Genomic DNA, 24842 nt, shown 5'->3' with positions numbered 1-24842 from the left:
CAACGGCAACTCCCCCCATATAAGGAACTAAGCCCGCGTCGTTGACGCGACCCCGGAGTATCCATGACCAAAGCTACCTTCACCCCGTCCAAGTCCTCGTCGCCCACCCACGCCTATCCCGTGCTGCCGCTGCGCGACATCGTCGTGTTCCCCAACATGATCGTGCCGCTGTTCGTTGGTCGCGACAAGTCGGTCGCGGCTCTGGAGGCGGCGATGGCCGCCGACAAGGAGATTTTCCTGGTCGCGCAGCTCGACCCGAGCGAAGACGATCCCGATCGCGACGATCTGTACGAAATCGGCGTGACCGCCGTCGTGCTGCAACTGTTGAAATTGCCCGATGGCACGGTGCGCGTGCTGGTCGAGGGCAAGCGCCGCGCCATCCTGACCGGCCTGACGCAGACCGAGGGCTATCTCGCTGCCGACGTCGAGTTGCTTGAAGGCGATGAGGGCGAGGAGGCACTCGAGGCTGTCAGCACCGAAATGGCGGCGCTGATGCGCTCCGTGGTCGAGCAGTTCGAAAACTATGCCAAGCTCAACCGCAAGCTGCCCGCCGAAACTGCGGTCCAGCTCGGGGAAATCGAGGATGCGAACAAGCTCGCCGATGCCGTTGCCGCGAACATTCAGGTCAAGGTGTCCGACAAGCAGGCGCTGCTGATCGAACGCGATCCGGCCAAGCGACTCGAGATGGTGTTTGCCTTCATGGAGGGCGAGCTGGGCGTGCTGCAGGTCGAGAAGAAGATCAAAAGCCGCGTCAAGCGCCAGATGGAGAAGACCCAGCGCGAATATTACCTCAACGAGCAGTTGAAGGCGATTCAGCGCGAACTCGGCAATGAGGGCGACGAGGGCGAAGGCGACGAGATCGCCGAGCTGACCAACAAGATCGCGACGCTCAAACTGTCCAAGGAAGCCCGCACCAAGGCGACGGCGGAGCTGAAGAAGCTCAAGACGATGGCACCGATGTCGGCCGAGGCGACCGTCGTGCGCAACTATCTCGACGTGCTGCTGGGCCTGCCGTGGGGCAAGAAGTCCAAGATCCGCAAGGATATTTCGGCGGCGCAAGCGGTGCTCGACGAGGACCATTATGCGCTCGAAAAGGTCAAGGACCGCATCGTCGAATATCTCGCGGTACAGGCGCGCACCAACAAGCTGAAGGGGCCGATCCTGTGCCTCGTCGGCCCCCCCGGCGTCGGCAAGACCAGCCTGGGCAAGTCGATCGCCAAGGCCACGGGCCGCGAATTTATCCGCCAATCTTTAGGCGGTGTGCGCGATGAAGCAGAAATTCGGGGCCACCGCCGCACCTATATCGGCTCGCTGCCGGGCAAGATCGTTACCAATCTCAAGAAGGCTGGGACCAGCAACCCGCTGTTCCTGCTCGATGAAATCGACAAGCTCGGCCAGGATTTCCGCGGTGATCCGGCCTCGGCGCTGCTCGAAGTGCTCGATCCCGAGCAGAATGCGAAGTTCAACGATCACTATCTCGAAATCGACGTCGATCTTTCCGACGTGATGTTCGTGACGACCGCGAACACGCTCAACCTGCCGCAGCCGCTGCTCGACCGCATGGAGATCATCCGGCTCGAGGGCTATACCGAGGATGAGAAGGTCGAGATCGCCGAACGGCATCTGATCGCCAAGCAGATCGAGGCGCACGGCCTGAAGGACGGCGAGTTCACGCTCACCACCGAGGGGTTGCGCGCGCTCATTCAGTTCTACACGCGCGAAGCCGGTGTGCGTACGCTGGAGCGCGAGATTGCCAAGCTCGCGCGCAAGGCGTTGCGGCGCATTCTTGAGGGCAAGGCCGAGAGCGTCACCGTGACCCCGGACAACCTGTCTGAATTTGCGGGCGTGAAAAAATATCGTCATGGCCTGGGCGAGGAAGAGAATCAGATCGGTGCCGTCACCGGCCTCGCCTGGACCGAAGTCGGCGGCGAATTGCTGACGATCGAAAGCGTCACCGTGCCCGGGCGCGGTGCGGCGAAGATCACCGGCAAGCTCGGCGATGTGATGAAGGAATCGATCGAGACCGCGTTCAGCTTCATCAAGGCGCGCTCGCCTTCTTATGGGATCAAGCCGAGCATCTTTGCGCGCAAGGACATCCACATCCATCTGCCCGAAGGGGCGGTGCCCAAGGATGGTCCGTCGGCGGGTATCGGCATCGTGACGGCGATCGTCTCGACGCTCACCGGCGTGCCGGTGCGCCGCGACATTGCGATGACGGGCGAGGTGACGTTGCGCGGCCGTGTGCTACCGATCGGCGGCTTGAAGGAAAAGCTGCTGGCGGCGCTGCGCGGCGGCATCACCACCGTGCTCATCCCGCAGGAGAATGAGAAGGATCTCGCGGAGATTCCGGCCAATATCCTGGATGGTCTGAAAATCATCCCGGTGGCGCATGTCGATGAAGTGTTGCGGCTCGCGCTGACCGGCCCGCTCACCGCGATCGACTGGACCGAGGCCGATGACCTGGCGGCGCAGCCGCCGGCGGGTGTCGCCCCGATTGGCGGCGAAGTGCATCATTGATCGGATCGATTACTCGAAATGCCGCATTTCCGCCGATTTTAGACCGGGGCTGTCGCTTTTTGTTTTGACAGCCCCCGCGCTAGCCGTCTTAGTGCGCAACCGGCTTTTTGCCTGGGTATATTTTTCCATTTTGTATCGGGGGTTTGGTGGCGATGAACAAACAGGAATTGATCGCGACGGTGGCCGACACGTCGGGTCTGACGAAGGGTGATGCAAGCAAGGCGGTCGAGGCGGTGTTCGACGCGGTCTCGGCGGCGCTGAAAAAGGGTGACGAAGTCCGCCTGGTTGGGTTCGGCACGTTCTCGGTCAGCAAGCGCAAGGCCTCGACCGGCCGCAACCCGCGCACCGGCGAACCGATGACGATCAAGGCGTCGTCGCAGCCGAAGTTCAAGGCCGGCAAGGGCCTGAAGGATTCGGTCAATTGATCTAATCTCCCGAAAACATGTTAGGTGCCGCTGGACAAGCGGCACTCGCTCGTTTTAAGGGATTGGTGAAGAGGGCGGCGGTAACGCCGCCCTCATCCGTTTAGCCCTCCCACATACGCATGTGCAGGACGGCAACGGGCGCGTAGCTCAGTGGTAGAGCACACCCTTCACACGGGTGGGGTCGCAGGTTCAATCCCTGCCGCGCCCACCATTCGCGCTTGGCGCTCCCTCGGAGCCAGCCGCGTTCTGGCCTCAGCGCCAGGGCAGTTCCCGGAACCATTTGGTGATGACATATTTGGTGCCCGCGCGGACTTTCATCCCGTGGTGCAACGTGGCGGGATTGAGCCGCCCGTCGGGTAGGCGATTGTTCCACGCCAGCAGCTTCCCGGTTTCGGGCTGGATGATCTTGTCGATCGCCTTGAAGCGGGTCGCACCGCCAGCTTCGGGCTGGTTGAGGTAGATCATCACCGTCCACGTACGGTTGCCCGCAATGCCGCAATACCGCTGATAGTCGATCCCGTTGGGTTCGAAATAATCGGTGTGAGCTTTAAACTCCTGTCCCACCGCATAGCGTTGCCCCTGGATCGGCTCGCCATGTGCCGGATCGAGTCCGGTAAAGGCGGCGATCCGCGCGTTGAGATCGATCACCAGCGGATCGAGCGGGTCCAGATCGCCCGTCTCGCTGGTCCGAAAGGTCGGGTCGCCGTTGAAATCGGAAAGGGTCGAGGGGCGTCGTGTGGCGTCCACGCGCGCACACAAGGCCGTGGACGTTTCGGGATCGAGAAAGCCGCGGCGAACAAACAGCGTCAGTTTCGTGCTGGGTACGCGCTGCACGCCCGGTTGGGCGAGGATATGCTCGATCATGGCGACCGCCGGGTTGCCCGATCCGAAATGTGTCTGCGCGGTCATCGGCCTATCCCTGCCAAAGCCGTTGTGGCTTTTCCAGTCCTTGCGACCGTGCGAGGTTCACAGCGTCGCCCGGTGTCTGTAACACGCGGACAAGGTTAGGCGCGCGATCAAGGAATAATGCCGCATGCGGTTGGTGTTGGATGCGCGAGCGCGGAGTGTTTTGCGACGCGTACCCGTGACGAAAGTGTATAGCGCGCTCGAGCTGCTGCTGATCGCTCTGCTCGCGGTGCAAGGAGCGCGGCTGGTGTGGACGGTGGTGACGCCGGTCGGCGCGATCGGCGTCTGGCGTCCGGCACACAGCGGGTTCGCCGGAGCGCCGCAAGCGCTCTTGAGCAGCTTCGATCCGTTCTTTCGCATCAGCGGTGGCGATGCGGCGGGACCGGCCGTCGTCACCAGCCTGCAACTGACCTTGTTCGGAACGCGGGTCGATGAAGCGCAGGGCGGCGGCTCGGCGATTATTGCTGGGCCTGACGGGGTGCAGCAAAGCGTCGGTGTGGGGCAGGAAATCATGCCCGGCGTGCGCTTGAAGGCGGTCGCGTTCGACCATGTCACGATCGACCGCAATGGCGCGTCTGAAGACCTCTTCCTGGTCCAGCCGGAAACCCCGCCAGTCGCCACGCCTGCGCCCGCTGCGCCGCCGCTGGTTGGCGGTGGTCCGGTGCGGCCGATGCCTCCGGCTCCTTCGGGGATTACCTTCGCCCAACTGCGTTCGGACGTTGGGTTCATCCCGCGCATCGATAATGGCCGGGTGACTGGGCTGACAGTCCGATCGCAAGGCAGTGGCATGGCCTTTCGCACTGCGGGGTTGCACGAGGGCGACGTCGTGACCCAGATCGCCGGGAAAGCGGTCGGGGGGGCGGGCGACATCGAGCGCCTAGCCGCACAATTTGCCAAGGGCGGTCTGCTCTCCATCGCGGTGGAGCGCGGCAAGGACACGATTCCACTTTCCATCACGATTGCGGGGCAATGAAGACACTAACTCTGGCACCGTTTCTGGCGCTTGCGCTCGCAGGCACTGCCGTCGCGCAGACCACGATGAACGTGCGCGACGCCGACATCCGCGCGTTCATCGCCGATGCGGCGCGGGTGACGGGGCGGACTTTCATCATAGATTCGCGCGTGCAGGGCAAGGTGACGGTGGTGACCGATCACCCGGTCAGCAAATCGCAATATTTCGAGATTTTCCTGTCGACGCTGCGCGCCAACGGCCTGGTCGCGGTGCCGACCAGCAACGGCGCGTTTCGGGTGCAGCCGACCGACAATGCCGCGTCGCAGCCCAGCCGCGTGGGGGCGCGCGGGGCGGCCAGCAACAGCTACGTGACCGAAATCGTTCGTTTGCGCTCGATCGACGCTGCCTCGGCGGTCGATACCGTGCGCGGGTTGATCTCGCCGCAGGGCTCGGTCACCGCCAATCGTGGCGGGAATAGCCTGGTCATCGTCGATTTCGCCGACAATGTCCGACGCGTGCGCGAGGTGATCCGCCAGATCGACACCGACAATGCTGCAACGCGCATTGTCGCGTTGAAGAATGCCGGTGCCCGTGAAATTGCAACGGCGTTGCAAGCGCTGACCGGGCAGGCCGCAGGCGGCGGTGGACCGTCAACTGGCTCGAGCGCGAGCGTGGTGGCCGTGACCAGTTCCAATTCGGTGGCGATCCGCGGCGATGCGGCGTCGGTTGCGCGGCTGGCGGCGGTGGCCGAGGATCTGGACCGGCGCGCCAAGAACGGCACCGAGATCAAGGTGATTTTCCTCGAAAATGCCGATGCCGAGCAGCTTTTGCCCGTGCTTCAGCAACTGGTCGGGCAGGCCCCGTCACCCATTTCGAACCAGCAACTTTCGGCATCGACCTTTGGCAGCAATAACGGCCAGTCGAATGGTAGCAGCGGCAGCGGGTTTCAGACGACCGCACGCCAGACCGCCGCGCCGACCGTCCAACAAGACGTCTCGACCGGCGGCGGCACCACGACCGGGCAAGCCGCGATCAGTTCGGCCGGGCGGACGGCGGCAGTGGTCACGCGCTTCGTCGGCGCGAACGCTATCGTCATCGCGGCGCCTGCGGAGGTTCAGCGCCAATTGGCAGATGTGGTGCATCAACTCGACACCCGGCGCGAGCAAGTGCTGGTCGAAGCGATCGTCGCCGAAGTTTCGGACCAGACCGCCAGCCAGCTTGGCGCACAATTCGCCATCGCCAACATCAAGGGCGGCGTGTTCGCGGCATCGAGTTTCCAGAACACCGCACCCAGCTTGCTGACCATCGCCGGGGCGATTGGCGCGCGGCAGCTCAATACCACGACGACGGTGGTCAACGGCACCACCGTGACCACCAGCACCAACAGCAGCGCGAGCGATTCGCTCGCGCAATCGGCGATCAGCTCGATTCTGGGGGCGAGCGGCGGTTTTGGCGGCTGGGCCGGTAAGATCGGCGACACGGTGTTCGGTTCGATCATCAATGCCCTGAAGAGCGACACCACCTCCAACCTGTTGCAAGTCCCGCATCTGGTGATGCTCGACAATCAGGAAGCGCACAGCCTGGTCGGGCAGGAAATCCCGATCACCACTGGGCAGGCGCTGTCGAACAATTTCAACAATACCTTCCGCACCACCCAACGCGAGAATGTGGGGATCGAGCTGACGGTGCGGCCGCAAGTCAATTCCTCGGGCACGGTGAAGCTCAATCTGCGGCTGGGGGTGAGTTCGATCGCGGGGCCGGTGTCGAGCGACAATAGCGACCTGATCCTCAACAAGCGCGAGGTCGAGACAGTGCGCACGGTCGACGATGGCGACATCGCCGTCATCAGCGGCCTGCTCGACGATAATGAACGCCGCACGATCCAGAAGATTCCGCTGCTGGGCGATCTGCCGGGGCTGGGCAATCTGTTCCGCTCCAAGGCGAAGTCGCGGACCAAGACCAATTTGATGATCTTCATCCGCCCGACGATCCTGCGCACCGCCGAGGACAGCCGTCGCCTGACCGAGCAACGCTATGGCTATCTGCGCCTGCAGCAGGGCTTGGCCGCGCCGAATGACGAGCCTTCGATCGACCAGTTGGTGCGCGACTATATGGGCGCGGCCCCGCCGATCCCGAGCGCGCCGGTGCCGGGCAACATCGAGGATCCCCGCATCGCGGTGCCGGTGCAGCGCAGTTCGAGCACCGTGATCCACACCAAGCGGGGGCGGTGATGGGGACGGGCGGTGATCCTGGAACTTTCCCCTCCCGCTTGCGGCAGGGGCTAGGGGAGGGTACTCTCGCCACCGTCTTGTCCAGCGACAACCCTCCCCCAACCCCTGCCGCAAGCGGGAGGGGAGATTTTGATGCCTTGCCGCAAATCACCATTCCCTACGCCTTTGCGCGTCGGTTCGGCGTGGTGGTCGCGCCGAACCATGAAGGGCACCTCACCGTCGCGATGCGCGAAGGAGCCGACCCCAAAACCTTGATCGAGCTGCGCCGCCATCTGGCCCGGCCGTTTCAGGTAACACCCGTTACGCCGAGCGATTTCGACCGCTTGCTCTCCGAAGTCTATGCGATGGACGGGCAAGCGGCGGCGATGGCGGCGGGGGCGCTGGGGCTGGGCGATGAACTCGACATGCTGGCCGACCACCTGCCGACAGCCGACGATTTGCTCGACACCGCCGACGATGCGCCCGCGATCCGGCTGATCAACGGCATCATCGCCGATGCCGCGCGCAACGGCGTGTCCGACATCCATGTCGAGCCGTATGAAACCGGGCTGGTGGTGCGGATGCGGATCGATGGCGTGCTGCGCGAGACGCTGCGCATGCCGCCGCATGTCGCGCCGGTCGTCGTCAGCCGCATCAAGGTGATGGCGCGGCTCGACATTGCCGAGCGGCGCGTGCCGCAGGACGGGCGGATCGGGCTGACGCTGGGCGGCAAGTTGCTCGACGTGCGCGTATCGACCTTGCCGAGCCGCGCGGGCGAGCGCGTGGTGCTGCGTATTCTCGACAAGGAAAATGCCGGGATCACGCTGGATGCGCTGGGCATGACGCCCGCTATCCATCAATTGCTGAAGGATGCGGTGACGGAGCCCAACGGCATCATCCTCGTCACCGGGCCGACCGGCTCCGGCAAGACGACGACGCTGTACGCATCGATGCGGCTGCTCAACGATGGTAGCCGCAACATCCTGACGGTCGAGGACCCGGTCGAATATGCGATGGAGGGCGTCGGGCAGACGCAGGTCAACCCCAAGGTCGGGCTGACCTTTGCGGCGGGCCTGCGCGCGATCCTGCGGCAGGACCCCGATGTGGTGATGGTCGGCGAAATCCGCGACCGCGAGACCGCCGAGATTGCGGTGCAGGCCTCGCTCACCGGGCATCTAGTGCTGTCGACCGTTCACACCAATGATGCGGTCGGCGCCATCACGCGGATGCGCGACATGAAGGTCGAGCCGTTCCTGCTGGCGTCCACCTTGCGCGCGGTGATCGCGCAGCGGCTGGTGCGGCGGTTGTGCGAGCATTGCCGCCGGCCGGTCGCGGCGGATGGGCCGGTGGCGGCGTTGCTCGGCTTTGAACCCGGCACGATCGTCTATGAGGCGGTTGGGTGCGAACAGTGCCAGGGCAGCGGCTTCAAGGGGCGCGTGGGCGTGTATGAAGCGGTCCGCGTCGATGAGACGGTACGCCGCCTGATCAACGATGGCGGCGATGAAGCGCTGATAGCGCGCCATGCCTTTCTCCATGCGCCGACGCTGGGCGCAGCGGCGCGGCAGTTGGTGCGCGACGGCGTGACCACGGCGGAGGAAGCGGTGCGCGTGTCGCGGCGCGACATGGCCGATGCGGAAGCGCCGATGGTGGTACCGGAGGATGCGGCGTGAGGGAGTGCGCGCCCTTATCCCTCTCTCTTTGGGAGAGGGAGGGAGCCGCCGCCAGGCGGCGGAAGGGTGAGGGTGGCACCCTTTGGTTTCGGCGGTCGCCCTCACCCTCCCGCCCGGCTTTGCCGGGCGGGCCCCTCCCTCTCCCAAAGGGAGAGGGGTTTTGGGGGGCTCATGCCTGATTTCGATTATCTCGCGATCGACACCAAGGGGCGCGAGGCGCGCGGGCATATCGCGGCGCCGTCGATCGATGATGCGCGCGTGTTGCTCGATCGGCGGCGACTGTATGTCGTCAAGGTCGAGCCGGGTTCGGGCCGCCCGGCCAAGGGCAAGCCGCTGCTGGCTGACCTGCGCCTTGGCCGTCGCCGCATGAGCACCAAGCAATTGACGCTGTTCACACGTCAGCTTGCCACGCTCAACCGCGTGTCGCCGCTGGAGGAATCGCTGCGCACGATCGCGCGCCAGACCGAGCAGGAGCATGTCCGCGCGATCGTCGAATCGGTCCATGCCGGCGTGGTCGAAGGGCGGCGGCTGCACGAGGCGATGGCGCGCGAGGCCAGGAGCTTCCCGGCCTTGTACCGCGCGATGGTGTCGGCGGGCGAAACGTCAGGCGCGCTGCCGATCATTCTCGAACGCCTGTCGCTGCTGCTGGAGCGGCAAGCCGAGATTAACGGCAAGATTATCACTACGCTGGCTTACCCTATGGTGCTGGCGGTGGTGGCGATGGCGGTGGTAACCGCGCTGATGGTGTTCGTGGTGCCGCAAGTGGTCGAACAGTTCGACACGGTCGGGCAGCAATTGCCCTTCCTCACGCGCGCGGTGATGGGGCTGTCGGCCTTCCTGGTCGGCTATTGGTGGGCATTGCTGACGGGAGCCGCGCTGATCGGCGTTGGCGTTTGGCGGGTGCTGAAAGACCCCCGCGCGAAGCTCGCCTTCGATACGTGGCTCCTGAAGATCCCCTTGCTCGGTCGGTTGCTACGCGATCTCCACGCCGCGCGGATGGCGCGCACGCTGGCGACGATGGTGGCGAGCCGCTTGCCGCTGCTCGAAGGGCTGACGCTGACCGGCGGCACGATCCACAACCTCCGCCTCAAACGCGCGTCGGACGACATCATCGAATCGATCCGGGGTGGCGGCAGCCTGTCGGCGGCGATGCGGCGCACGGGTGTGTTCCCGCCCTTGCTGACCTATCTGGCGGCATCGGGCGAGGCAGCGGGGCAGCTCGACGACATGCTCGAACGCGCGGCGGATTATCTGGAGCGCGAATTCGATCGCTTCACCACCACCGCGCTGTCACTGCTCGAACCGCTCATCATCGTGGTGATGGGGGGCATTGTCGCCACGATCGTGCTATCGATCCTGCTGCCGATCCTGCAACTCAACACGCTTGCCGGACAATGAGGTCTGAAATGTCTGTTCCCCGCACTCGCCGCCGTGTTCGCCCGAGCGAACAAGGCTTTACGCTGATCGAGCTGATGGTGGTGGTCGTCATCCTCGGCTTGCTCGCCGCGATCGTGACCTACAATGTGCTGCCGCTGGGTGACCGGGGCAAGATCACCAAGGCCAAGGCCGATATCGCGCAGATCGAAGGCGCGCTCGATCTCTACAAACTGCAAAATGATGTCTATCCCTCGACCACCGATGGTTTGCAGGCGCTGGTCTCACCCCCCGCCGACGCCGACGCGTCGAAATATCAGCGCGGCGGCTATATCAAGAAATTGCCGCTCGACCCGTGGGGCAAGCCCTATCTTTATGCGTCTCCCGGCGCGCATGGCGAGGCCGATGTGTGGACGCTGGGCGCGGACCATAAGGAAGGCGGCGAGGGGGCCAATGCCGATATCGGTAGCTGGCAGTAACGCGCGCGAGCGCGGCTTCACGCTGATCGAGCTGATGATCGTGATCGCGATCATCGGCCTGGCCAGCGCGGTGGTGGTGCTGGCGCTGCCCGATCCGCGCGGGCGGCTGACCGACGAGGCCGCGCGCTTCGCCGCCCGGACGCGCGCGGCGCATGATCTGGCGGTGGTGGGAGCGCGGCCGATCAGCGTGTGGGTGTCCGAGGGCGGCTATGGTTTTGACGAACGGCAGGACGGCGCATGGGTGGCGATGGCGGAAAAGCCATTGCGGGTGACACGTTGGAGCAGCGGCACGCGGGCGGTGCCAAGTGGCGCGACACCACGCGACCGTATCCTGTTCGATTCGACCGGCATGGCCGATCGGCCGCTCGACGTGACGCTCACGCGGTCGCGCGAGAACGTGGTGGTGCATATCGGGGCCGACGGTTCGGTGCGGATCGGTGGCTAGGGTGCGCACCGCGACGCGCGGCTTCACGCTGATCGAGATGATGGTCGCGCTCGCCGTGTTCAGCCTGGCCGCGCTCGCCTTGATCCGGCTGGAGGGCGCGACGATCCGCGGCGCAGCGACGCTCGACACCACGCTGATGGCGCAAATGGTGGCGCGCAACATCGCGATCGAGGCGATGACCGATGCCCGCCCGCCGACCATCGGTTCGGCCACTGGCACCGAGGCGAATGGCGGGCGTGATTGGGCGTGGACGCGCGTGGTGCAGCCGACCGGTGACGCCCGCATATTGCGTATCGACGTGACCGTGCTCGATCCGGCTGGTCGCAGCGCCGGACATATCACGATGGTGCGCGACGGGGCGACCAATCCATGAGCAGACGGGCCGAACACGGCTTCACCTTGATAGAGGTGATGATCTCGCTGTTGATTTTCGGTCTGCTGGCGGCGGCGGGGGTGGCTTTGCTGTCGTTCTCGGTGCGGGCGCAAGGGCTGACCGGGGCGAGACTGGAGGCGGTGTCGGCGCGCAATCGCCTGTCCGCAATCCTGACCGCAGACCTCGCGCAGGCGGTGGTGCGCCCGACGCGCGGCGAGGGGGGCGAGATGTTGCCGGCGTTTATCGGCGAACCGGGCACCAACGGTGCGGTGCTGTTGCGCGTGGTGCGCGGCGGCTGGAGCAACCTCGACGGCGCGCCGCGCCCGTCCGAACAGAAGGTCGAATATCGGCTCGAGGATGGCGCGCTCGTCCGTGTTGCATATCCAATGCTCGACGGTGCCCCCGCGCTGCCGCCGACGCCGCTCCTGTCGCACATCCGCACGGTTGCGCTGCGCTATCGTCTGAAGGGCGCGTGGAGTGATCGCTGGGTCGGCAATGACCAGAACCCGCTGCCCGATGCACTGGAACTCAGGATCGTGCGTGATCCGGGGGACGAGACGCGCGAGATGTTCCTCGTCGGCACCGGATATGGCAAACGCGTGACCAATGCGCGCTGAGGCCCCCCGATCCGAACGCGGTGCGGCGCTGCTGACGGTGCTGCTGCTGGTGGCGGTGATTGCGGTATTGGCTGGGGTCGCGCTCGAGAAGCTGCGGTTGGCGACGCGACTGGGCAGCAACGCGGTCACGCTCGACCAGGCGCGCGCCTTTTCTTTCGCGGCGGAAACGCTCGCGGTGTTCAAGATCAGCGATCTTTTGTCGAAAAGCCCGGACAAGGTGACGTTGGAGGGCGGCTGGAGTGGCCAGCCCTTCGCGCTGCCGATTCCTAACGGCACCGCCACCGCGACCGTCACCGATGGCGGCAATTGCTTCAACCTCAACAGCCTCGCCATTGAGGCAACGCCGGGCGTTTATGCCGCTTATACCCCGGCGCGCACGCAGTTCGCGCGCTTGATCGCGCTCGTCGATCCCACCGCGCGCTCCCCCGATGCGATTGCGGCGGCGGCGGCGGACTGGATCGACAGCGACAACAGCCCCCTCGATGGTGGTGCCGAGGATAACGTCTATGGCGGCGGCAAGCTCGCCTATCGCACCGCCAACACGTTGATGAGCGATCCCAGCGAATTGCGGGCGGTCGCGGGCGTTACACGCCTCGATTACGATCGGCTGCGACCGTGGATTTGCACGTTGCCCGTCGCCATCCCCTCGAAGATCAACGTCAATACCGTGCTGCCCGAACAAGCGCCGTTGATCGCAATGCTCGGCCAGACTTTGTCGGTCGAGGCCGTGCGCCAAGCGCTGTTGCAGCGACCGCCAAAGGGCTTTTCCAATGCGGGGGCGTTCTGGTCGCAGTCGGCACTCGCCGGGGCGGCGGGCGAGGGCGGCGCGGGGCAGACCGACGTCAAGACGACATGGTTTGCGCTGCGGGTGGATGTCGCGCTGGGCGGTATTCGCTTGGAACAAAGCGGCCTGATCGACGCAACGGCTCTTCCCGCGCGGCTGGTATCGCGGCAATGGGGTGAGCGACCATGACCGATACGCTCGTCCTCTTTCTTCCGACGCACGACACCGCGTGGCGTTGGCTGCGGATCGCGGGCGATGGCGTGGCCGGGCGGGGCGAGGGGATGCCCGTATTGGCCGCCGTTGGCGAGGAACGCCTGGTCGCGGTGGTGCCCGCCGATGCGGTGACGCTGCACTGGGCCGAACTGCCCGACCGCTCGCTCGCCCAGGCGGTGGCGGCGGCGCGCTTGCTTGCCGCAGATGCGAGCGCAACCCCGATTGGCGAAGTGCATGTCGCGGTGGGGCGCGAGGAGGCGCTGGTCGAACGGCCGATCGCCGTCGTGGCGGCGACCCAGATGCGGGACTGGCTCAACGTCCTGGCAGACTATGGCATCGATCCCGATGTACTGCTGCCCGCGCCGTTGCTGTTGCCGCGACCGGAGGCGGGCTATGTCCGCGCCGATCTCGGCGGTGCGGGGGTGGTGCGGGGGCCGACCAGCGGCTTTGCCGACGAGGCCGGGCTGACCGATCTTATCACCGGCGGGGTTACGCCCGAGACCTTGCCGCGCGACCAAATGGAGGCGGCGATCATCGCGGCGGCCCATGCGCCCGTACTCAACCTGCGACAGGGGCCGTTTGCGAAGGTGGTCGCCACGGCGATCGATTGGGCGTTGATCCGGCGGCTCGGCTGGCTGGCCGGGGCGGTGTTGGCGGTGACGTTGCTGATCACCTGCGTTCAACTGCTGACCTATTCGCTCGCCGCCGACGATCTCGAACGCCGCGCCGATCTGCTAGCGCGCAGTGGCCTGGCGCGCGGCGAGGCGGTGAACGACGCTGACCGCCAACTCAGCGCGCGGCTCGAGCGGTTGCGCGGCGGCGGGCTCGGCTTCAGCCGCACCGCCGCGACCGTTTTCGCGGCGATGCGCGCGACACCCGGTACCGAGATCCGCACGCTGTCCTTCGATTCGAATGGCGCGATGCGCGTGACGGTGGGCGTGCAGAATGAGGGGCAGATTCTCGATCTCCAGCGCCGGATCGAAGCGAGCGGGCTCAGCGCTACGCCGATGGGGCAGTTCCAGTCGGTCGGCGGGCGCGTGACGGGGGACATCATGGTGAAGCCGCGATGACCGAGCGCTTGCTCCTCTGGTATCGCGCCCGCTCCCGGCGCGAGCAGTATCTGCTGCTGGCCGGTGCGGCGATGGCGGTGCTCGCCCTGGGCTATTTCCTGGTCGTGCCGCTCGGCGATGCGCTCGAATCGGCCAGGACGCGCCATGCCGATGCGGTGATTCGCCTGGGTGAGACGCAAGCGCGGGTCGATGCGGTGAAGGCCGCGCAGGCCGACCGCGCCGCGCCGCTGGCCGGGCCGCTCGAAGCGATGGTGCGGACGCGCGCCAACGATGCCGGTTTCGCGCTCGCCAGTGTCATACCGCAGGGCGGCGACCGGGTGCAGATCACGATCGCCTCGGCCCGGCCGGGGGCTTTGATCGGCTGGATCGCCGATCTCGAAGCGTCGGGCATGCTGGTCGATCGCTTGGGAACGACCGACAATGGCGATCGCACGGTGGCGGTACAAATGACGTTGAAGGCGCAGGGCCAATGATCCGTCTGCGCACCGGACCGGCGGCGCTGTTCGGCGCGATCTTTGTGCTGGCGTTGATCCTGCTGTTGCCGCTGCGGTTCGCGCTGGCGTGGTTCGATCTGGATGGCACCGGCTTTGCCGCGCGTGCGGCCAGTGGCAGCGTGTGGGCGGGCTCGTTGCGCGAGGCGCAACTGGGCAGCATCGCCTTGGGCGATGTCGATGCTGCATTGTCGCCATGGGCCTTGCTCGCGGGGCGCGCGCGACTCGCGCTGGAGGGGCACCCTTCGGGCACCGGGCGTGCCTTGCACGGCGCGGTCAGCGTCTCGCGGCACAGCGTCGGAATCGAGCAGATGACCGCTGGCGTACCCGTCGGGGACGCGTTTGCGCCGCTGCCCATAACGGCCATCGATCTGGACGATGTCAGCGTGCGGTTTGTGGACGGGCGGTGCGAGCGCGCCGAAGGGCGCGTCAAGGCAACGCTGGGTGGCGATATCGCCGGAATCACGCTGGGGCAGGGCCTGGCGGGCGCGGCGCGGTGTGATGCGGGCGCGCTGCTGTTGCCGCTCGTCAGCCAGGCCGGGACCGAGCAAGTGACGGTACGGTTGTGGGATTCGGGACGCTTTCGCGCCGAGTTTTTGGCCAAGCCGAGTGACGCTGCGGCCGCGCAAAAGCTGGAGCGCAGCGGGTTTCAGCACATGCCCAATGGATATCTTCTCGCCGTTGAGGGGAAATTTTGAGCTTGTATTCTTGACGCTGGCCCCCCCCGCCCGCTAGGGGCGCTTGCTCTGCGGCGATCGTAGTTCAATTGGTTAGAGCGTCGGCTTGTGATGCCGGATGTTGCGGGTTCAAGTCCCGTCGGTCGCCCCATTTCTTCAAGCAGCCAGGAATTCTAGCGTGACCAGCGGCTGGGGCTTCCCCGATTTCGACGATCATGAGGGCGTACACCTCTTCACCGATCCTGCCTCGGGGCTCCGTGCGGTCATTGCGATTCACTCGACCAAGCTAGGTCCGGCAGCGGGTGGCGTGCGCTTCTGGCATTATGCCGATAGCGACGGTGCGATCACCGACGCGCTGCGCCTGTCGCGTGGCATGAGCTTCAAGAACGCGATGGCGGGCCTGCCCATGGGTGGCGGCAAGGGCGTCGTGCTGGCGGAAAAGCCGGGCGATTCGATCAGCCACGCGCAACTGGAAGCCTTTGGCCGCGTGGTCGAATCGCTGGGCGGACGGTATGTCACGGCGGAAGACGTTGGCATGTCCGAAGCGAGCATGAAGACGATCGCGACAATGACCAAGCACGTCTCCGGCCTGCCGGTCGCGGCAGGCAGCGCGGGCGGTGATCCCGGACCTTATACCGCGATGGGCGTGTATCTCGGCGTCAAGGCTGCCGCCAAGCGTGGTCTTGGTGCGGACGTGATGAAGGACGTGCATGTCGCGATCCAGGGTGTGGGCAGCGTTGGCGGTGGTCTTGCCCGGCTGCTCGCCAAGGATGGCGCGCGGCTGACGCTGGCGGACGTCAATGCGGACCGTGCAAAGGCGCTGGCTGAAGAGCTCGGCGTCGAAACCGTGGCGGCGGACGCGATCCTCGGCATCAAGGCGGACATCGTCAGCCCCAATGCGTTGGGCGCGATCCTGACCCCCGAATCGATCGCGGCGTTGCAGACCACGGTGGTGGCGGGTGGCGCCAATAACCAGTTGGCAACCAAGGCCGAGGGCGCGGCACTGCAGGCGCGCGGGATCCTCTACGCGCCCGATTATGTTATCAACGCCGGCGGCATCATCAATGTCGGGCTGGAATATCTCGGCCAGGGCGACCAGGCCGAGGTCAATGCGCGGATCGCCCGCATCCCGGATCGTCTGATCGAAGTATGGGACGAAAGCGACCGCACCGGCGCGCCTGCCGCCGACGTGGCCGACAGCATCGCGCGCCGCTTGATCGGCCGGGGCTAACGCACGGGCAGGCAGGCGATCATCGCACGCACGGCGGTGGCGGTTTCCGCCACGTCGCGCACCGCGATCGTGTCCATGCCCGCTGCGCGCACGGCATCGTCATTGCCGCCGGGATAGATCGCGTCGCCGAGGAACAGCATGTCGGCGGTCGCGATGCCCGAATGTTCGGCAAGCCGCCGCATCGCATAGGCCTTGTCGATCCCCGCATGGGTGATGTCGAGCGAGGTCGATCCGCCGATATTGACTGATAGATCGGGCAGGGCCTTGCGCAGCAGCACCTGCATCGCCTTGCGCTTGGCGAAATCGGGGTCCCAGGCCTTTTTTGCGTCGAGCGGCGCTTCCTGCCCCAGCCCGGAAAAGGTGATCTGGCTGCCGCGATCCTCGACGCGCTCACCCCAGATCTTCTCGTCGGCAAAGCCCGCTTCCTTGGTCGCTTCGGTCAGCGCGCTTAGGATATGGTCGCGCTCGTCAGGCGCGAAGATCTCGGCATAGACCGGGCTCCATATGCCATCGATGAAGCGATAGAGCTTGGTGCCGGTGGTCGGCATGATGAACAGATGCTCGATCGCGGCGGGGGCGGGCAGGGCCGCAACCACCTGCTTTTCGAATTGCGGCCAATCGCCGCCGGAGATGACGGCAACCGAAACGCGTGCGAGCATCTGGCTGAGCAAGCCTGCCATCTCACCCCCGATCTTCTGCTTGCTCTCGGCGAGCGTCCCGTCGAGGTCGAAAGCGATTAACTGTTTCACGATATCGATTCCTTGGACCGTTTGGTGGGCGAACGCGCGGCCGGACATGGGGTTGCGCGTCGACGCGCACACAAAATGGTCTAATGTAACGCGATGGCAAGCTTGATGGGTCCGCAATGAACGGTTGGGTGACACTGGCGCTGATTGCGTTGACGGTCGTTCTTGTTCTGTGGCGGGCGGGCGTTTCGCCGCACTTATGGGGTGTTGTCGTGCCCATCATGGTGCTGGGGGCGGTCGGGTACGCGATGCAGGGCCATGCAACCCTGCCGGGCCGACCGGCGCAGGCGAATGCCGCCACGGTCGTGATCGATCCCTCGATCGTCGATTTGCGCGGGGCGTTGCTCGGTCGATTTTCGGGGGATGGGGCCTATCTGGTCGCATCCGACGCGCTGATGCGACGTGGCAGCCGCGACAGCGGTGCGCAGGTAGTGCTGATGGGGCTTGGCCACTATCCGCGCAGCTTAACCTTGTGGGTTGGCCTTGGCACCGCCCTGGCGCAGCATGATAATACGGTTTCGCCCGCCGCGCGGCTCGCCTTCGATCATGCGACTCGGATTGCGCCGGATCATCCTGCGCCGCCCTTTTTTGAAGGACTTGCCTATGTGGAGGCGGGCGATTTCCGTACCGCGCAGCGATATTGGGCAAAGGCGCTGGCCTTGTCCCCTCCCGAAATATCATATCGGCGCGAGATAGCGGTGCGTTTGTACGCGCTGAATGTCGTGCTCGCGCAACGCGGATATTGAGCGGCCACGAAAAAGGGCGCTTCCCGCGAAGGAAGCGCCCAATTCATCAGACCTGGGCGAAACGCCCGACAGTCTTACTTGGTAACGTTGTCAGCCTTGGCTGCGCCTGCGTCACGGACGTTGTCCGCCTTGTCGTGCAGCGCGTCAGCCGAGTTTGCGATCACGTCTGCAGCAGCAGCGTTCGAGGTGTTCGACGCAACGTCGTCGAGGACCGAAGCGTTGTTATCAATGCCGTCGGCGATGACGTCGGCGTTGTTCTCGATGGCGGCTGCTTCAGGGTTCTTGTGGCACGCAGCAAGCGACAGGGCACCGGCGGCAACGAGAACAAGGGCGATCTTCTTCATGCAATTGCTCCCAAGCAAATTAGCAGTTTCACGAACGGCCCAACGCCGTCGCGAAGGCTCGTGGCATAACGTCCTGCTGCGGTGCGTCAATCTTAAATTCGCCATAAGTCACCGCAAATGCCACCTTTCCGCCACATTTGCGACGGGTTGAGTTATGGTTACTTCTTTGGGGTCACTGCGCCCATCGCTTCGGGCGCATCGGCGACGATCGCGAGCAGCGTGGTCCAGGCGGCGACATTCTGGCGGAGTTGTTCCGGGTCGATACGATCGAGCGTGTCCTCGGGCGTGTGGTGATAGTCGAAATAGCGCAAGCCCGATTGGTTAAGATCAACTGCCGGAACGCCGGTCTTGAGCGTCGGACCGACATCGGTTCCGTCACCCCCCACACCCGCACCACGCACGATGCCGAGCGGGGCCAGCGCGACGACCAGACGGTCGCCAACCGCTTTGGCGCTTTCGGGCAAATTGGTTTCGAAGCGCCACACACGATCCGCTCCGAAATCGGATTCGGATGCCAGTGCGTGGTTTTCGCCGGCATGCGCCTTGGCATAGGCCGCGCCGCCAAAGCCGCCTGTTTCCTCGTCGCCGAACCACACCACACGGATTGTCCGGCGATGCGGGCCCGAATCCAGCAAACGCTTGGCGGCGGCTGCCGTAATCGCAATGCCCGCACCATCGTCGATCGCGCCGGTGCCGAGATCCCAACTGTCGAGATGCCCGCCAATCAGGATCGTCCCCGCCGCGGGGTCGGTGCCGGGCACTTCGGCAATGACATTGCCTGACGTGCGGCTTGGCACCACCGTCGGCGTCAGCGTGAGGTGCAGCTTCACCTGCTTGTCGAGTTTGACGATCCGCTCGAGATTTTCGGCGTCGGCAACCGAAAGCGCGGCGGCGGGGATCGGCGTTACGCCGGGCGCGAAGTTGGTCGTGCCCGCATGCGGCCCGCGACCGTGGTCGGTGCCGATCGAGCGGATCACGATCGCGCTCGCACCCTTGCTGGCCGCAACGGTCGGCCCGACGAAGCGCGCCATGCCCTGGCTGCCATAGCTTGACCCATCCTGCGTTGGTTGCATCGCATTGGAGACGAAGGCGATCTTGCCAGTGAGGCTGCCTGCGGGGGCGAGCAGCAAATCATTGAAGCTGGCGAAATAGGCGACGGGCAACGTCAGCCCAGCGGCGGGCGTGGCACCCGAATTGCCGAGTGCGGTCAGCCGCAGCGGCTGCGCATAGCTGCCCAGAACTTCTGCGGTTTCAACGCCGCGCACCCATACGTTCTTGAGTTCATAGGGTTCGATTCGCACGTTCTTGAAGCCGAGTGCGTTCAGTTTTGCGACGGCCCATTGCCGCGCGCGTTCTTCGGCGGGGGAGCCATCCGGGCGCGGGCCGACCTCGGTGGTGATGCCCGACACGATATCATAGGCAACATCGTCCTTCAGCGCCGCATCGCGCAGCGCGGTCACCGTCGGTGCGATCGCCACCGCAGGCGGCGCGACGCGCTGGGCGAGCGCGGGTGTCGCCAGCACCGTGGTGGCGAGAAGCATCGTGGCAGGGGCGAAGGCGCGAAGCTTTATCAAGGGCGGTTCCCGTCTGTTGGCAAAGGGTTGATGCGGAAAGCACCGAGCGGCGTTGCCGCGCGGCGGGTGGAAGGTTGGTCAACACCAGAGTAAGACCAAGACACGGGGCGGTTGCAACGGGAATCGCATGGGACCGTCGAAATCCGCCTCCGAAGATTGCGCCCCTGTCGCTGAGCGGTACCTCTGTCGTCGGCGCGTTGCCAAGCGCGCTGGCGGTCGCTATCTGCCGCCACTCAAATCCATCCTTCTCGATCCCGGAGCCCGCAGCCGATGGCCGTGCAGTACAGCTATGTAATGAAGGGCCTGACCAAGACCTTCCCCGGTGCCGCCAAGCCGGTGCTCAACAACATCCACCTGCAGTTCCTGCCCGACGCCAAGATCGCGATCATCGGGCCGAACGGCTCGGGCAAATCCACGCTGATGAAGATCATGGGCGGCATCGACCCCGATTTCACGGGCGAGGCATGGGCGGCTGATGGCATCAAGGTCGGCTATCTGCCGCAGGAGCCGCAACTCGACCCAACCAAGACCGTGCTCGAAAACGTCAAGATGGGTGCCGGGCCGATCGCGCAGATGGTCGAGCGCTATAACGAAATCGTCGCGATCATGGGCGATCCGCCCGAGGATTGCGATTATGATGCACTGCTCGGCGAAATGGGCGAGTTGCAGGAAAAGATCGACGCGGCCGATGGCTGGAGCCTCGACAACCAGCTTGAAATCGCGATGGAAGCCTTGCGCTGCCCGCCGGGCGACAGCGCCGTCACCAACCTGTCGGGTGGTGAGAAGCGTCGTGTTGCGCTGTGCAAGCTGCTGCTCGAAAAGCCCAACATCCTGCTGCTCGACGAACCGACCAACCATCTCGACGCGGAAAGCGTCGCGTGGCTCGAAAATTACCTGCGCGATTATGTCGGCAACGTCATTCTCGTCACCCACGATCGCTACTTTCTCGATAACGTCGTCAACTGGGTGCTCGAGCTCGATCGCGGGCGGTACTACACCTATGAATCCAACTATTCGGGCTATCTCGAAAAGAAGGTGAAGCGGCTCGAGCAGGAAGAGCGGGAGGAGCAGGGCAAGGCCAAGGCGATTGCCGACGAGCTGGCGTGGATGCGGCAGACCCCCAAGGCGCGCCAGACCAAGTCCAAAGCGCGTATCCGTGCGTTTGACGAGCTGATGGAGAAGCAGGAAAACCGCGCGGTCGGCAAGGCGCAGATCCTGATCCAGCTCCCCGAACGCCTCGGTGGCAAGGTGATCGAGGCCAAGGGCCTGACCAAATCCTATGGCGACAAATTGCTGTTCGAAAATCTCGATTTCACGCTGCCGCCGGGCGGCATCGTCGGCGTGATCGGGCCGAACGGCGCGGGCAAGTCGACGCTGTTCAAGCTCATCACCGGCCAGGAAACCCCCGACGAAGGCACGATCGAGATCGGCCAGACGGTGAAGCTCGGCTATGTCGATCAGTCGCGCGATGATCTCGACCCGAACAACAATGTCTGGGAGGAAATCTCCGACAAGCTCGAAGTGTTCCGCTTCGGCAAGCAGGAGCTGGGCACGCGGGCCTATGTCGGCGCGTTCAACTTCAAGGGGCAGGACCAGCAGAAGAAGGTCGGCCAGCTTTCGGGCGGTGAGCGCAACCGCGTTCACCTCGCCAAGATGCTCAAGGAGGGTGGCAACGTCCTGCTGCTCGACGAACCGACCAACGATCTTGACGTCGAGACGCTGCGCGCACTGGAAGAGGCCCTGGAATCCTTCGCGGGTTGCGCTGTGGTCATCAGCCACGATCGCTTCTTCCTCGATCGCCTCGCCACGCACATTCTCGCGTTCGAGGGCGACAGCCATGTCGAATGGTTCGAGGGCAATTTCGAGAGCTATGAGGAAGACAAGCGCCGTCGCCTGGGCGATGCGGCAGACCGCCCGACGCGGCTCGCCTACAAGAAGCTGACGCGATAAGCGCTGGGCGGAACGGCGTGGCGGGACCACGCCGTTCCGCCTGCCGCTCAGGCGGTGAAGCGTTTGGTGAACCCCTTGGGGACGCGCTCGCCGTCGGCATTGGCTTCCAGATGATCGACTCGCGCGAGCGGAGGGCCCTGTCGGCACGCCTCGGTCATGGCGGTGACGGCGTCGTCCTCGCCCGCGATGAGCATTTCGATCCGCCCGTCCTTCAAATTGCGCACCCAACCGGTCACGCCAAATTCCTGCGCGCGGCGCACCGCCCAGTCCCGAAATCCCGTATTTTGAACCTTGCCGGTGACGAACACCCGCTGCACCACTGCCATTGTCATCAACCTTTTACTCGGCGCATCGTCTTGCGCGCGATTACCGTGCTGTAGCATCACGTGCGCGAAGTCATCGTCGTTCCTGCCGGTTCCGTCGTAAATCCTGCAGTTTCCGTCGCGTGTTCGCGTTTCTTCACGGATAGGAGATCGCAATCACCTCATATTGCCGCTCGCCTGCCGGGAGCGTGACGCGGCGCACGTCGCCGATTGCGGCCCCCCGCAGCGCCCGCGCGATCGGCGCGTTCCAGCCGATCCGCCCGGCGGCGGCGTCGGTCTCGTCGTCGCCGACCAGCGTCAGTACGCGTTCGGCGGTGTCGCTAAAGTCTTCAGGGTCGGCGATCGTCACCGTCGCCCCGAACCATACGCGCCCCCGGTCCGGCTGCGCTGCTGGGTCGATGACCTTAGCCGCCTTCATCCGCCGGGCGAGAAACCCCAGCCGCCGATCGATCTCGCGCAGGCGTTTGCGGCCGTAAATATAGTCGCCATTCTCCGAGCGGTCGCCATTGCCCGCCGCCCAGGAGATGACGTCGACCAGCTTGGGGCGCTCATCGCCCAGCAACTGCTGATATTCGGCACTGAGCGCGGCATAGCCCGCCGGGGTCATGTAATTGGGGCGATCGTCCATCGCGGATGCTACACCACATCTGCCGGTGCGCTGTCATCCCCAAGATGGGGTGTTTCAGCCTGGGGTGCTCTTCCCAAGATACCAACTGATCCGGTTCGCGCCGGACGACCGCGAACGGCTTGGGTTCATCAAATCATAGACCACGGCATTTTCGAGCACGCGCTGCACGTAATTCTTGGTCTCGTAGATCGGGATCGCCTCGATCCAGTCGACCATGTCCACGCCCGGCAGGCGCGGGTCGCCATTGGCGCGGAGCCATTTGTTCACGTTGCCGGGACCGGCATTGTAGGCGGCGACGGCGAGCGGGTAGCTGCCGTAAATCCCGTAAATGTGCCGGAAATAAGTCGATCCTACCATGATGTTGTAATCGGTATCGGTGGTCAGCGCCGACGGATTGTAGCTGAGCCCGAGCTTGGTCGCGGTGTCGCGGGCGGTGCCCGGCATCAACTGCATCAGCCCGCGCGCGCCGGCATGGCTGATCGCGGCGCGGTCGAACTGGCTTTCCTGGCGGGCGATGGCGTGGATCATCGTCCAGTCGTCCTGGCTTGCGACGGGCACGCGGACATTGGGGAAGCCGACGGTGGAATATTCGCTCAGGCCATTCTGCAGGGCGCTGCGCCCGACCATCACGCCGAGATCGGGGCGGCCAAGCGTGCGCGACAATTCGGTCGACAGGACATGGTCGCTATCGGTCTTGGCGTCGATCGCGATCTGGCGGACGAAGGCGGTCTGGTCGACCCACGCCGCCGTTGTCCCGAGATATTGCGCGGCGCGTACCGTTTCGCGCGCATAGAAAGCCGCGCGGATTTCCGGCGCGACCGGGCGCAGGATCGGGTCGCCCGGCGGGTTGAGCGGCTGGCCGATGCGTTCGCTCGCCAATTGGCCGTAGAACAGGTCGCGGAAGCCCGCCGCGCGCGCGTAATAGCCATTGGCCTCGTCGCGGTGCCCGGCGGCCTCTGCCGCACGTCCGGCCCAGTATAGCCCCTTGGACTGCGTCGTCGGCGTGCGCGATGCGCTGGCGTAGAGCAGGAACAGCGGGACGGCATCGGCTGGGCGGGCGAGTTGCTTCAGCGCGGTCTGCCCGGCCAGCCAGGTGAGGCTCGTATAGTCGTCGCGCTCGCCATAGGGGCGGGTGCTGACATCGGTGCCGGCAGGATAGGCATCGCTGACCTTGCGGGCGATATCATATGCCAGCGTCGCCTGACCGTCTGCTGCGGCTGCCTTGGCGTTGGTCAGCAGCACTTCGAACCATTGTTCGGGGCTGCCGGGCGTCATCGCCAGCGCCGGACGCTGCGCCAGCAAGGTGCGCGCGCTGGCGGAGGCACCAGTGCTCCGCAGCCAATTGGCGCGATCCGCCAGCCAGGCCGGATCGGCCGCGCCATATTGCTGGGTCGCTACTGCACGCTCGGCCGCATCGGGGGCGTTGGTACGGAAGGCAAGGCGGGCGGCGAACACCGGTTGCCAGGCGGGGCTGACCAGCGCCATCTGCCGCTGTGCCGCCGCAAGCGCGCCCTGCCACAGCAGCATGTCCATCCGCGCATTATGGTCGGAGGGCGTCAGCGCGTTCGCAAAGCCGGTGACGATCCGCGCTTCATCGGCGGTGGAGAGCGACCCTGCGACCCAGGCGGCGCGGGCGGCGGCATTGGCCTCCTCGCGCACGCCCGTGGCCGCCAGCGCCTCGGCAAAGCGCGTGCGGCCTGAACCCGTCAAAGCTGGGAACCGGTGGAAAAATGCGACAACGGTGGAGGGCGACCAACCGCCCAGATCGAGCGACCGCTCCGCCGCACGCCGCAGGCCCATTTCCCCGGGCCAGCCGGGGTGGGCGAGGAGAAAGCGGGCATAGCGTTCGAAGCTATAGCCGCTCGGTTGTTGCAGCGCCTTCCACTCGGCGATCGACGCCGCCAGCGCGGCGTTGGTTGCGGTCGTGCCCGCCAGCACCTGTGTTGCCCGGCCCCAGCCGAGTTGATCCTGTGCGTCGCTCGACGTCACCGCGATGGTGGAAACCCCCGCCAGCAACAGGGCTGATTTAAGGAGCGAAGCAATCATGTGGACAGAATATGCCTTTCGTCCGTATTTGTCGCGCGACAAATCTAAAAA

The 24842-nt window shown here is 65.1% G+C and carries 24 protein-coding genes and 2 tRNA genes; 19 read left to right on the top strand and 7 right to left on the bottom strand.

The window, feature by feature from the left end; genetic code table 11:
• Nucleotides 1-63: 63 nt before the first annotated feature.
• From lon to ACP7BY_RS00695, 3 genes are all read left to right on the top strand, one after another.
• Nucleotides 64-2517 (top strand): endopeptidase La, encoded by a 2454-nt coding sequence (gene lon, locus ACP7BY_RS00705; RefSeq protein ID WP_137902590.1) that lies wholly within the window; start codon nucleotides 64-66, stop codon nucleotides 2515-2517.
• Between the two features lie 152 nt (nucleotides 2518-2669).
• Complete coding sequence (locus tag ACP7BY_RS00700; RefSeq protein WP_010186832.1) at nucleotides 2670-2942, top strand: HU family DNA-binding protein; 273 nt, start codon at nucleotides 2670-2672, stop codon at nucleotides 2940-2942.
• Between the two features lie 136 nt (nucleotides 2943-3078).
• A tRNA-Val gene (locus ACP7BY_RS00695) sits at nucleotides 3079-3153 on the top strand.
• 41 nt (nucleotides 3154-3194) lie between these two features.
• Here the strand turns inward: ACP7BY_RS00695 and ACP7BY_RS00690 are convergent.
• Complete coding sequence (locus ACP7BY_RS00690) at nucleotides 3195-3851, bottom strand: prolyl hydroxylase family protein (RefSeq protein ID WP_033964100.1); 657 nt, start codon at nucleotides 3849-3851, stop codon at nucleotides 3195-3197.
• 124 nt (nucleotides 3852-3975) lie between these two features.
• Here ACP7BY_RS00690 and ACP7BY_RS00685 point away from each other — a divergent pair, with 124 nt between their 5' ends.
• From ACP7BY_RS00685 to ACP7BY_RS00620, 14 genes are all read left to right on the top strand, one after another.
• Nucleotides 3976-4821 carry a type II secretion system protein N gene (locus ACP7BY_RS00685; protein WP_137902591.1) on the top strand — a complete coding sequence of 282 codons (846 nt, stop codon included), beginning with the start codon at nucleotides 3976-3978 and terminating at the stop codon, nucleotides 4819-4821.
• Nucleotides 4818-7031 carry a type II secretion system secretin GspD gene (gene gspD / locus ACP7BY_RS00680; protein WP_137902592.1) on the top strand — a complete coding sequence of 738 codons (2214 nt, stop codon included), beginning with the start codon at nucleotides 4818-4820 and terminating at the stop codon, nucleotides 7029-7031. Before ACP7BY_RS00685 ends, gspD begins: the two co-directional genes overlap by 4 nt.
• A gap of 137 nt (nucleotides 7032-7168) precedes the next feature.
• Entirely contained in the window at nucleotides 7169-8680 is a 1512-nt protein-coding gene (gene gspE, locus ACP7BY_RS00675) for a type II secretion system ATPase GspE (protein WP_033964099.1), read from the top strand.
• Nucleotides 8681-8851: 171 nt separating this feature from the next.
• Nucleotides 8852-10078 (top strand): type II secretion system inner membrane protein GspF, encoded by a 1227-nt coding sequence (gene gspF / locus ACP7BY_RS00670; protein ID WP_033966730.1) that lies wholly within the window; start codon nucleotides 8852-8854, stop codon nucleotides 10076-10078.
• Nucleotides 10079-10086: 8 nt separating this feature from the next.
• Entirely contained in the window at nucleotides 10087-10533 is a 447-nt protein-coding gene (gene gspG / locus ACP7BY_RS00665) for a type II secretion system major pseudopilin GspG (RefSeq protein ID WP_081988829.1), read from the top strand.
• The gene (locus ACP7BY_RS00660) at nucleotides 10508-10978 is read left to right on the top strand and encodes a GspH/FimT family pseudopilin (RefSeq protein WP_033966733.1); all 471 of its coding nucleotides are present in this window, start codon (nucleotides 10508-10510) and stop codon (nucleotides 10976-10978) included. Before gspG ends, ACP7BY_RS00660 begins: the two co-directional genes overlap by 26 nt.
• Nucleotide 10979: 1 nt before the next feature.
• Nucleotides 10980-11351, top strand: coding sequence for a type II secretion system minor pseudopilin GspI (gspI, locus tag ACP7BY_RS00655; RefSeq protein ID WP_081988830.1), 372 nt, complete (start codon nucleotides 10980-10982; stop codon nucleotides 11349-11351).
• On the top strand, nucleotides 11348-11968 hold the full coding sequence (gspJ, locus tag ACP7BY_RS00650; protein WP_052192511.1) for a type II secretion system minor pseudopilin GspJ: 621 nt from the start codon (nucleotides 11348-11350) through the stop codon (nucleotides 11966-11968). The genes gspI and gspJ overlap by 4 nt, the downstream gene beginning before the upstream one ends.
• A complete protein-coding gene (gspK, locus tag ACP7BY_RS00645; RefSeq protein ID WP_137902593.1) occupies nucleotides 11958-12941 on the top strand; it encodes a type II secretion system minor pseudopilin GspK in 984 nt (327 codons plus the stop codon). The genes gspJ and gspK overlap by 11 nt, the downstream gene beginning before the upstream one ends.
• Nucleotides 12938-14035, top strand: a complete 1098-nt coding sequence (gspL, locus tag ACP7BY_RS00640; protein ID WP_033966736.1) for a type II secretion system protein GspL — start codon at nucleotides 12938-12940, stop codon at nucleotides 14033-14035. The genes gspK and gspL overlap by 4 nt, the downstream gene beginning before the upstream one ends.
• Complete coding sequence (gspM, locus tag ACP7BY_RS00635) at nucleotides 14032-14508, top strand: type II secretion system protein GspM (protein ID WP_033966737.1); 477 nt, start codon at nucleotides 14032-14034, stop codon at nucleotides 14506-14508. Before gspL ends, gspM begins: the two co-directional genes overlap by 4 nt.
• Complete coding sequence (gene gspN, locus ACP7BY_RS00630) at nucleotides 14505-15224, top strand: type II secretion system protein N (protein ID WP_137902594.1); 720 nt, start codon at nucleotides 14505-14507, stop codon at nucleotides 15222-15224. The genes gspM and gspN overlap by 4 nt, the downstream gene beginning before the upstream one ends.
• A 53-nt stretch (nucleotides 15225-15277) precedes the next feature.
• A tRNA-His gene (locus tag ACP7BY_RS00625) sits at nucleotides 15278-15354 on the top strand.
• A gap of 27 nt (nucleotides 15355-15381) precedes the next feature.
• Nucleotides 15382-16434 carry a Glu/Leu/Phe/Val family dehydrogenase gene (locus ACP7BY_RS00620; RefSeq protein WP_033966738.1) on the top strand — a complete coding sequence of 351 codons (1053 nt, stop codon included), beginning with the start codon at nucleotides 15382-15384 and terminating at the stop codon, nucleotides 16432-16434.
• Here ACP7BY_RS00620 and ACP7BY_RS00615 read toward each other — a convergent pair.
• Nucleotides 16431-17183 (bottom strand): HAD-IIB family hydrolase, encoded by a 753-nt coding sequence (locus tag ACP7BY_RS00615; protein WP_137902595.1) that lies wholly within the window; start codon nucleotides 17181-17183, stop codon nucleotides 16431-16433. The two genes, ACP7BY_RS00620 and ACP7BY_RS00615, sit on opposite strands and share 4 nt — an antisense overlap.
• A gap of 116 nt (nucleotides 17184-17299) precedes the next feature.
• Between ACP7BY_RS00615 and ACP7BY_RS00610 the strand changes: the two genes are divergently transcribed.
• Entirely contained in the window at nucleotides 17300-17926 is a 627-nt protein-coding gene (locus tag ACP7BY_RS00610) for a tetratricopeptide repeat protein (protein WP_033966742.1), read from the top strand.
• 74 nt (nucleotides 17927-18000) lie between these two features.
• On the opposite strand, the gene ACP7BY_RS00605 is transcribed toward ACP7BY_RS00610, so the two are convergent.
• Both ACP7BY_RS00605 and ACP7BY_RS00600 read right to left on the bottom strand, forming a co-directional pair.
• A complete protein-coding gene (locus tag ACP7BY_RS00605; protein ID WP_010403172.1) occupies nucleotides 18001-18270 on the bottom strand; it encodes a hypothetical protein in 270 nt (89 codons plus the stop codon).
• A 158-nt stretch (nucleotides 18271-18428) separates the two neighbouring features.
• On the bottom strand, nucleotides 18429-19811 hold the full coding sequence (locus tag ACP7BY_RS00600) for a M20/M25/M40 family metallo-hydrolase (RefSeq protein ID WP_405052998.1): 1383 nt from the start codon (nucleotides 19809-19811) through the stop codon (nucleotides 18429-18431).
• 303 nt (nucleotides 19812-20114) lie between these two features.
• On the opposite strand from ACP7BY_RS00600, the gene ettA reads away from it, so the two are divergent.
• Entirely contained in the window at nucleotides 20115-21794 is a 1680-nt protein-coding gene (gene ettA, locus ACP7BY_RS00595; protein ID WP_033966743.1) for an energy-dependent translational throttle protein EttA, read from the top strand.
• A gap of 47 nt (nucleotides 21795-21841) precedes the next feature.
• On the opposite strand, the gene ACP7BY_RS00590 is transcribed toward ettA, so the two are convergent.
• From ACP7BY_RS00590 to ACP7BY_RS00580, 3 genes are all read right to left on the bottom strand, one after another.
• Nucleotides 21842-22126 (bottom strand): acylphosphatase, encoded by a 285-nt coding sequence (locus ACP7BY_RS00590; protein ID WP_310303501.1) that lies wholly within the window; start codon nucleotides 22124-22126, stop codon nucleotides 21842-21844.
• A 127-nt stretch (nucleotides 22127-22253) separates the two neighbouring features.
• On the bottom strand, nucleotides 22254-22745 hold the full coding sequence (locus tag ACP7BY_RS00585; protein WP_137902596.1) for a GreA/GreB family elongation factor: 492 nt from the start codon (nucleotides 22743-22745) through the stop codon (nucleotides 22254-22256).
• Nucleotides 22746-22799: 54 nt separating this feature from the next.
• Nucleotides 22800-24791 carry a lytic transglycosylase domain-containing protein gene (locus ACP7BY_RS00580; RefSeq protein WP_137902597.1) on the bottom strand — a complete coding sequence of 664 codons (1992 nt, stop codon included), beginning with the start codon at nucleotides 24789-24791 and terminating at the stop codon, nucleotides 22800-22802.
• Nucleotides 24792-24842: the final 51 nt, after the last annotated feature.

The sequence above is a fragment of the Sphingomonas sp. PSPC2-2 genome, from assembly GCF_049897725.1.
GTDB lineage: Bacteria > Pseudomonadota > Alphaproteobacteria > Sphingomonadales > Sphingomonadaceae > Sphingomonas.
This window is presented reverse-complemented; position numbering and strand designations above follow the sequence as displayed.

What these genes read in the sequence shown, in the direction of transcription:
- lon (WP_137902590.1), top strand. Translation starts at nt 64, where the DNA reads ATGACCAAAGCTACCTTCACCCCGTCCAAGTCCTCGTCGCCCACCCAC.
- ACP7BY_RS00700 (WP_010186832.1), top strand. Translation starts at nt 2,670, where the DNA reads ATGAACAAACAGGAATTGATCGCGACGGTGGCCGACACGTCGGGTCTG.
- ACP7BY_RS00690 (WP_033964100.1), bottom strand. Translation starts at nt 3,851, where the DNA reads ATGACCGCGCAGACACATTTCGGATCGGGCAACCCGGCGGTCGCCATG.
- ACP7BY_RS00685 (WP_137902591.1), top strand. Translation starts at nt 3,976, where the DNA reads ATGCGGTTGGTGTTGGATGCGCGAGCGCGGAGTGTTTTGCGACGCGTA.
- gspD (WP_137902592.1), top strand. Translation starts at nt 4,818, where the DNA reads ATGAAGACACTAACTCTGGCACCGTTTCTGGCGCTTGCGCTCGCAGGC.
- gspF (WP_033966730.1), top strand. Translation starts at nt 8,852, where the DNA reads ATGCCTGATTTCGATTATCTCGCGATCGACACCAAGGGGCGCGAGGCG.
- gspG (WP_081988829.1), top strand. Translation starts at nt 10,087, where the DNA reads ATGTCTGTTCCCCGCACTCGCCGCCGTGTTCGCCCGAGCGAACAAGGC.
- ACP7BY_RS00660 (WP_033966733.1), top strand. Translation starts at nt 10,508, where the DNA reads ATGCCGATATCGGTAGCTGGCAGTAACGCGCGCGAGCGCGGCTTCACG.
- gspJ (WP_052192511.1), top strand. Translation starts at nt 11,348, where the DNA reads ATGAGCAGACGGGCCGAACACGGCTTCACCTTGATAGAGGTGATGATC.
- gspK (WP_137902593.1), top strand. Translation starts at nt 11,958, where the DNA reads ATGCGCGCTGAGGCCCCCCGATCCGAACGCGGTGCGGCGCTGCTGACG.
- gspL (WP_033966736.1), top strand. Translation starts at nt 12,938, where the DNA reads ATGACCGATACGCTCGTCCTCTTTCTTCCGACGCACGACACCGCGTGG.
- gspM (WP_033966737.1), top strand. Translation starts at nt 14,032, where the DNA reads ATGACCGAGCGCTTGCTCCTCTGGTATCGCGCCCGCTCCCGGCGCGAG.
- gspN (WP_137902594.1), top strand. Translation starts at nt 14,505, where the DNA reads ATGATCCGTCTGCGCACCGGACCGGCGGCGCTGTTCGGCGCGATCTTT.
- ACP7BY_RS00610 (WP_033966742.1), top strand. Translation starts at nt 17,300, where the DNA reads ATGAACGGTTGGGTGACACTGGCGCTGATTGCGTTGACGGTCGTTCTT.
- ACP7BY_RS00605 (WP_010403172.1), bottom strand. Translation starts at nt 18,270, where the DNA reads ATGAAGAAGATCGCCCTTGTTCTCGTTGCCGCCGGTGCCCTGTCGCTT.
- ACP7BY_RS00600 (WP_405052998.1), bottom strand. Translation starts at nt 19,811, where the DNA reads ATGCTTCTCGCCACCACGGTGCTGGCGACACCCGCGCTCGCCCAGCGC.
- ettA (WP_033966743.1), top strand. Translation starts at nt 20,115, where the DNA reads ATGGCCGTGCAGTACAGCTATGTAATGAAGGGCCTGACCAAGACCTTC.
- ACP7BY_RS00590 (WP_310303501.1), bottom strand. Translation starts at nt 22,126, where the DNA reads ATGACAATGGCAGTGGTGCAGCGGGTGTTCGTCACCGGCAAGGTTCAA.
- ACP7BY_RS00585 (WP_137902596.1), bottom strand. Translation starts at nt 22,745, where the DNA reads ATGGACGATCGCCCCAATTACATGACCCCGGCGGGCTATGCCGCGCTC.
- ACP7BY_RS00580 (WP_137902597.1), bottom strand. Translation starts at nt 24,791, where the DNA reads ATGATTGCTTCGCTCCTTAAATCAGCCCTGTTGCTGGCGGGGGTTTCC.